Source organism: uncultured Vibrio sp. (genome assembly GCF_947488985.1).
Taxonomy (GTDB): Bacteria; Pseudomonadota; Gammaproteobacteria; order Enterobacterales; family Vibrionaceae; genus Vibrio.
The window spans coordinates 1-5913 of record NZ_CANLBV010000139.1 but is presented as its reverse complement, the minus strand read 5'-3'; the positions used below and the strand labels follow the sequence as shown (position 1 = coordinate 5913).

The window sequence follows — 5913 nt, the reverse complement described above, 5'->3', positions numbered from 1 at the left end:
AAGCACTTCAAGTACTCCTGCACTCTGTTTGGATTCAAGATGTTTTGGACAGAGCGACGCGCATCAGCCACCGACCAAGGGATATTCCAAAGGTGGCATGGTAAAGGCACTAATCAGAACTAAGCAAACGCTCGATAAATCCGCCCCTTGTAGCTGCTAGAGGGGATAAGCGGGAAAGGAATAAATGATTAGTGTTGTGAGACCGGAATGGGGGCGTAAAGCCTAACTCACAGCGCAGGGCAGCCCGAAAGGGTAAGAGAAAAATCCCAATCTGAAAGCGACCATAAAGATACCCAAATCACTCATAAAATTGAGTCGAAATGGGTAGGGGTCGGCGCAGCCGAAAGGGCTGTCTTTTGGTTACTCTCTTTGTTATTGGAGTTCTTGTCCGAATTTAATCAGTTTCGTTAGACTCATTCTTTGCCCATTGTGGGTAAAGTGGTAATGTTTGAAGAACTTTGCAATGGCTTGATGTTGTTGTTTTCTTCTATCAAAGGCACTTCTGATTTGGTGGTACTGCTCCTCCCAAGAGCTACATTCTAAGCATGTATTCTCATCTTCATATGGCTCGTTTTCAGTTTGATTTAGCCATGTTTGTTCATACTTTTCTAGCTGTAGCTCATGGTAGCTTTCTTGTAATTTTCTGTTTTCTTTTTGTGCTTGGTTTAGTTTGTCGTGTGTCTCATTATAGAGTTCTACCGCTTGATTCCTTTCACTTTTAAGTCTTTCTAAGTCTTGTTCTAGTGCTCTTATTGTTAGTTCTAATCTTCGTTTATTCATCTTAGATAAACCTCCGTTATATCTGGTCGAAAGTGTCCCATTTCTTGAGATACCACTTCTAATGCTTTTTCGTAGGGCATCGAATTCTGTAGTTCACTCATGCGTTCTTGGGCGTAACTATGGCGTAGGCCATGAGCTCCTCCACTCCAATTTAATGTTCGATTTGATGCTGTGGTGAATGAGCTAGACCAACGGTTACCGCCGTTAATGTCGTAGTGAGTTGTGTAGTTCACTTCTCGATCTATTCTCTGTTGGGGATGTTCAAACCTGCGTTCTTCTAACCTTTCCGAAAGGTGTTTAGGAATGAGCACTTCTCGAATTAAGCCACCTTTACCCTCTACGGTGTAACGTTCGCCTTCTCGTCCAGAGAACTTTTCTTCGAGTGTTGGCCTTGGGTCGGGGGTTCGTTCATCGAGGCGTTGCAGAGTATGAAGCTCATGTGCTCGAAGCCCTGCTGCATGAGCGATTTCAGTGGCGAGAGCATTGCGTTCAGTTTGTGCATCTGAAACCATTTTTGCTTGCTCTGGCGTGTAAGAACGAGAGGTAAGTATTTGTTGATGTTCGGATTTGATCACATCCAACTTTTCTGTTGCTGAGAGTTTTCCCGTCACATTCTGCATCATGCATTGGATTGCCTGACGTTCCATGTCTAAGGTTTTTTGTCCTACTTTTACGGATCGGTCGGTCAAATACTGGTGTGCACGTTCGACCGTTAAATCTCTCAGACCACATTTAAACTCTGCATTGGCATGTTTAGCTACAATTGTTAGCCGTTCTTCGTAGTTACGAACGGTCCCAACGCTAGAGAGAATATTGCCTTGAACTTGTTTCATTATGTTAGCTGCTTGCCTTTCGGCAACGGCCTGCGGATCTACGTTCTTCGCAAATTTAGCCATGTTTTTCTAACCATCTGAGAACGGTAGAGTGAGCGACTTTGATCCGCTTATTGGTGCGAAGCCAACGTTGAAGCTCGGCTGCTGTTGCGCCTGCTTGATGCAACGCCAAGAGTTGATGGGTGTGTTTGTCTAGACGTGATTTTCGAGCGGAATAGGAGCGTTTTCGTATCGTTTTAGTTTGAGCTTTCAGGGCTGAAAGTTCAGATTGAACATCGAAATTAGACATGTTTTTCCTTGTAAGAACATACAATCCTAATTCATTTAGGACAGCGACAACTTAATGCCTATTCGCCAGTTTTGTGCAAAACACATGGATTATCTGACCGTTTTCCAAGCCTAAGGTCGGCTAAACATTGCTGCGTTGCAGTTTGAACTTAAGCTGTTCTCAGCATGGTCGCGAGTGCGATTTGAACTCTAACCGTTCTCGGTATTGGCACATATGTGCTTGGTATCGTGGGTGATACTGACCTTGCATTTCGCTATATCTCCAAAAATGGAAAGCGCACTTGCCAGTGCAGCGATTACGCCACCATAAAACTGATTCACATCGTTGTACTCATAATGAACTATGTTTGTGCGAAAATCAAACAGCGCCATTGGTGTGCAAATAATAATATGCGCCAATTTCATGAATACATTGATATATAAGCCTCCGCTAGGTTAAACGAAGTTCTAACCTAGCGGAGGCGCTTGCGCGTCCAAAATTTGCGAAATGAGACACGACTACTCGACTCTCCTACGCCTCCGGCGGGGAGAGTGGGTGTGTCTCGTTGAGAAAATTTGATTGGGGTATGGAGTGGCAGCGTGATCGAGCATGAATGTTCACAACGAACATTCTGCGAAGAGAAGAGCTGACGCGCTTCGCTTATCGCATCCGTGTACCAAGCAAAACCGCTTAGGCGGATTTTGCCTGGTACACGGATGTAAGGTTTGGAAATTAAATATGGGTGTTACGGTGGTATTCAGATTCATAAAGTAGAGGTGATTATGTTTTTTCGAGTTCTTTTTACCGCGCTGTCATGTAGTGCACCTTTCATCGTTATCAGTGACAACGTACCCCATTGGATGAGCGTTCTGGGATGGATTTATATCTTGGGGATGTTGTGTGTAGGTATCTTGGCATTAAAGGCTGAACAGATCATTGCATGGTGTGATAAACAGTTATCCAAGAAAAATGACAAAAATGTCCCTTAGAGGGCGTTTTTTGTTTCAAAGGAATACGCTGATTTTTGCCCTGTAAATCGCTCTCAAAGCGTCACAAACTTACAAAGCGTTATGGAAGCATATCGCCTTGATCAAGTGTCCAAAATCTTCGCTAAGAGCGTTTGAGGGGCTATGAGGGGTGTTTTTGGTAGCTAACTCGCGTGTTTAACATAATAGGAATAATGAACACCTCAAATTCATCATATACTTCGCTTTTGAAAAATTATTAGGGTGCAAATTATGGTTAATACAAAGGGTGAAGTTCTAACTGATATTTGGAAGAGCGCTCAGGAACTACAGCAAGACATTGAGCTTGTAAAAAGGTCTTTTGAACAGTGGGTCTCTAAGAATGATACGGGACGTAGCTCAGAAGATGCCGCATTTGAATCTCTTTGTGAGCATTATTGCTCTGCATTAGCCTCTAAAAAATTAGACCTGATTTTAGAAAACTGTTTTGAGAAGCCCACGGATGAAGATTGTGGTTGGGTAAGGAATTAAAGTAAGAACGGCTCCCGATTGGGAGCCGTTCTTCGTTGTAGGGTCACGCGATTGAACATAACAGAAATAATGAACACCGATTTTTGAGAGGTTGAGCATCATTTAGCGGAGGAGATTATATTTCGGTGTAAAGAACAACATGCCCTTCATTTACGAGTTCAAACGCTGTTATACCGTAAGGCTTTTTCTGTTCCAGGATTCGGCTTAAGTCCATTTTAAATATACGCGTAAACTTAACTGAGGATTCACTACGGTAGTGGTTCTCTACGTGGTAGCTTTCTGATCTACTATCCCAAACGATGAGCTTAGCCATTTTCCATGTTGTCATGTTTATCCTTAAATTTAATCATAGGGTCATCTTAGACGTTGCTCATGGAAAGAATAAATAAGGAGCTTTGGCGACCTCATCTATTGGCTTGTCAAAGCCTTAAGCGTCTATGTGACTTTTCTTCTAATTGGGGACTTACTACAAAGTAACGATTAGCAAGTTTATCTAAAGAGCCTCGCAGTTATCGAGCGTTCGTTTCTTCGGTGAACCAATCCGCATGGGGCTAACTACTTTGGTGTAGTTCCAATACCATGAGCTAAAACTCGTTTCATCTCGTCACCAGTTCGTGATTACTTTAAGAGGAGGCGATTAGCTTCGCTTTAAAGTATGTCGGTCAAGTGAGTCATCAATACACCGTCTTAAAGTGCTGCACTGACTAAGGATATGTTTTTGTCGTTGAATGGTTTGTTATAGGTAGTGACAAAGCTAGCCCACCTGTACTAAAATCAATGCGTCAACAGGTGATTTTTAGTGCAGACCTTAGTGTCAACTAGATTACTTCGTTAAGGGGGATGATCGCAAGGTCATCCCCTTTTTCGTGTCTGTAATTTAAGGGTAATTGAACATAATAGGAATAATGAACACCTCATTAGTGGCTTTGGTTTTTATTTTTTTTTCTGTGAACTACAATGTAGTTACGTTGTAGTTGTGGTTGTGATATGTCTTACTTAAATTTCCAATGGGATCCCAATAAAGCTGAAACGAACAAAAGAAAACATGGTGTTACCTTTCATGAGGCTCAGTCTGTTTTTTATGATGAGTTTGCCCGTGTTATTCCTGACCCTGACAGTTCATTTGGTGAAGAGCGTTTTATTATTTTAGGCGTGAGTGAGGAGTACAATACTTTGGTTGTTTGTCATTGCTATCGTGGAGAGGATGAGAAAATCAGAATCATATCAGCCAGAAAAGCAGAGAAACGAGAACGAAAACAATATGAGGATTACCGTTATGCGTGAACAGTATGACTTTTCTAACTCAGTAGCTAACCCTTATGTGAAAAAGTCAAAGAAGCAGATAACGATAAGATTAGATGAAGATGTTATTAGCTACTTCAAAGATCTTTCAGACAAGAATGGAGTTCCTTATCAGAACTTAATGAATCTCTACTTGAAAGATTGTGCATCCAAACATAAAGAGTTGAAGATGGATTGGCAGTAGCCACTACAAATCAAATTTAGACACAAGAACGGTTCCCGATTGGAGCCGTTCTTCGTTACGGAGTCATGCGATTGAACAAACAGGAATAATAAACACCTATCTTAGAGAGTAATCCAATGGTTTATTGCGAACCTTTCAAGAGTTAGGATGTTGCATCGTTTTATTAAAAGGAAATATTTTGACTCAGTGTAAATACCTCAGTGATGTGGATTTTCTCTTACGTCATAATTTGACATCTAAAGGGTATGAATTAACTCATCCCGTAGTGTTAAACCAATACCCTCAGAATAGTAAATATGAGGCTCTTGAATTCTCTATCGATAATAAGAAAGTTATTTATCGAAAGGGCAAACTTACACCAGATAGGGCTGGTAATTTTCTATCAATATGGAAGAGACCAGATGAAAACAGTACTGAACCTAGAAGAATCATGCCTTACGACAAGAATGATCTAGATTATCTTTTTGTTGAGGTTAATGATTACGAATCTTCGAAAAGAGGGATGTTTATCTTCCCTTTACCTGTTTTGGTTAATAAAAAAGTCATTACCTCAGATAAAGCTAAAGGTAAAATGGCATTCAGAGTGTTTCCACCATGGACATCTAGCCGTGGAGAGCTAAAAACTAAACTATTTTCAAATTCAGCAAAGAAAACTCAGCTCTGGCAAAGTGAGTACTTTTTATGGATTGAAGATAATAAAATCTTAGACTTTGAGAAATTCACCAAGATCTTCGGTAATTTAACGTAATGGCACTTAGTGCGAACTCAGATTTAGAAACAAAAAAGCCTCCCATACGGGAGGCTTTTTTGTTGGGGAAAGTCATGACCGGTTAAAAGGATCATTGAGATCAATCGCTTTTGGGATTAATCTCTTTCCCTAGATGTGAAAAAACCACCCTGCAAGGTGGTTTATTTCGGAATACTTAAACGATTTGAGAACCCGTTAAGTCCTTTCATGATAGCCATATCACGCAAGCACTTCAAGTACTCCTGCACTCTGTTTGGATTCAAGATGTTTTGGACAGAGCGACGCGCATCAGCCACCGACCA

General features: G+C 41.2%; 8 protein-coding genes. 4 read left to right on the top strand and 4 right to left on the bottom strand.

What is annotated here, in order from left to right; genetic code table 11:
- Window positions 1-372 precede the first annotated feature (372 nt).
- From Q1A70_RS18505 to Q1A70_RS18495, 3 genes are read right to left on the bottom strand one after another with little or no spacing between them, the layout of a single operon-like run.
- Window positions 373-780 carry a hypothetical protein gene (locus Q1A70_RS18505; protein WP_299695575.1) on the bottom strand — a complete coding sequence of 136 codons (408 nt, stop codon included), beginning with the start codon at window positions 778-780 and terminating at the stop codon, window positions 373-375.
- The gene (locus Q1A70_RS18500; protein WP_299695573.1) at window positions 777-1676 is read right to left on the bottom strand and encodes a site-specific integrase; all 900 of its coding nucleotides are present in this window, start codon (window positions 1674-1676) and stop codon (window positions 777-779) included. Before Q1A70_RS18500 ends, Q1A70_RS18505 begins: the two co-directional genes overlap by 4 nt.
- Entirely contained in the window at window positions 1669-1902 is a 234-nt protein-coding gene (locus Q1A70_RS18495; protein ID WP_299695571.1) for a hypothetical protein, read from the bottom strand. The genes Q1A70_RS18500 and Q1A70_RS18495 overlap by 8 nt, the downstream gene beginning before the upstream one ends.
- 1217 nt (window positions 1903-3119) lie before the next feature.
- Here Q1A70_RS18495 and Q1A70_RS18490 point away from each other — a divergent pair.
- Window positions 3120-3377 carry a hypothetical protein gene (locus Q1A70_RS18490; protein WP_299695774.1) on the top strand — a complete coding sequence of 86 codons (258 nt, stop codon included), beginning with the start codon at window positions 3120-3122 and terminating at the stop codon, window positions 3375-3377.
- A 115-nt stretch (window positions 3378-3492) separates the two neighbouring features.
- On the opposite strand, the gene Q1A70_RS18485 is transcribed toward Q1A70_RS18490, so the two are convergent.
- Window positions 3493-3705: a hypothetical protein gene (locus Q1A70_RS18485; protein ID WP_299695772.1), complete on the bottom strand. Its 213-nt coding sequence runs from the start codon at window positions 3703-3705 to the stop codon at window positions 3493-3495.
- 659 nt (window positions 3706-4364) lie between these two features.
- Here Q1A70_RS18485 and Q1A70_RS18480 point away from each other — a divergent pair.
- The 3 genes from Q1A70_RS18480 (at window position 4365) to Q1A70_RS18470 (ending at window position 5611) form a co-directional block, all read left to right on the top strand.
- Complete coding sequence (locus tag Q1A70_RS18480) at window positions 4365-4661, top strand: BrnT family toxin (protein ID WP_299695718.1); 297 nt, start codon at window positions 4365-4367, stop codon at window positions 4659-4661.
- Window positions 4654-4863, top strand: coding sequence for a BrnA antitoxin family protein (locus Q1A70_RS18475; protein ID WP_299695720.1), 210 nt, complete (start codon window positions 4654-4656; stop codon window positions 4861-4863). The genes Q1A70_RS18480 and Q1A70_RS18475 overlap by 8 nt, the downstream gene beginning before the upstream one ends.
- 265 nt (window positions 4864-5128) lie before the next feature.
- The gene (locus tag Q1A70_RS18470) at window positions 5129-5611 is read left to right on the top strand and encodes a MepB family protein (RefSeq protein ID WP_363318258.1); all 483 of its coding nucleotides are present in this window, start codon (window positions 5129-5131) and stop codon (window positions 5609-5611) included.
- Window positions 5612-5913 lie beyond the last annotated feature (302 nt).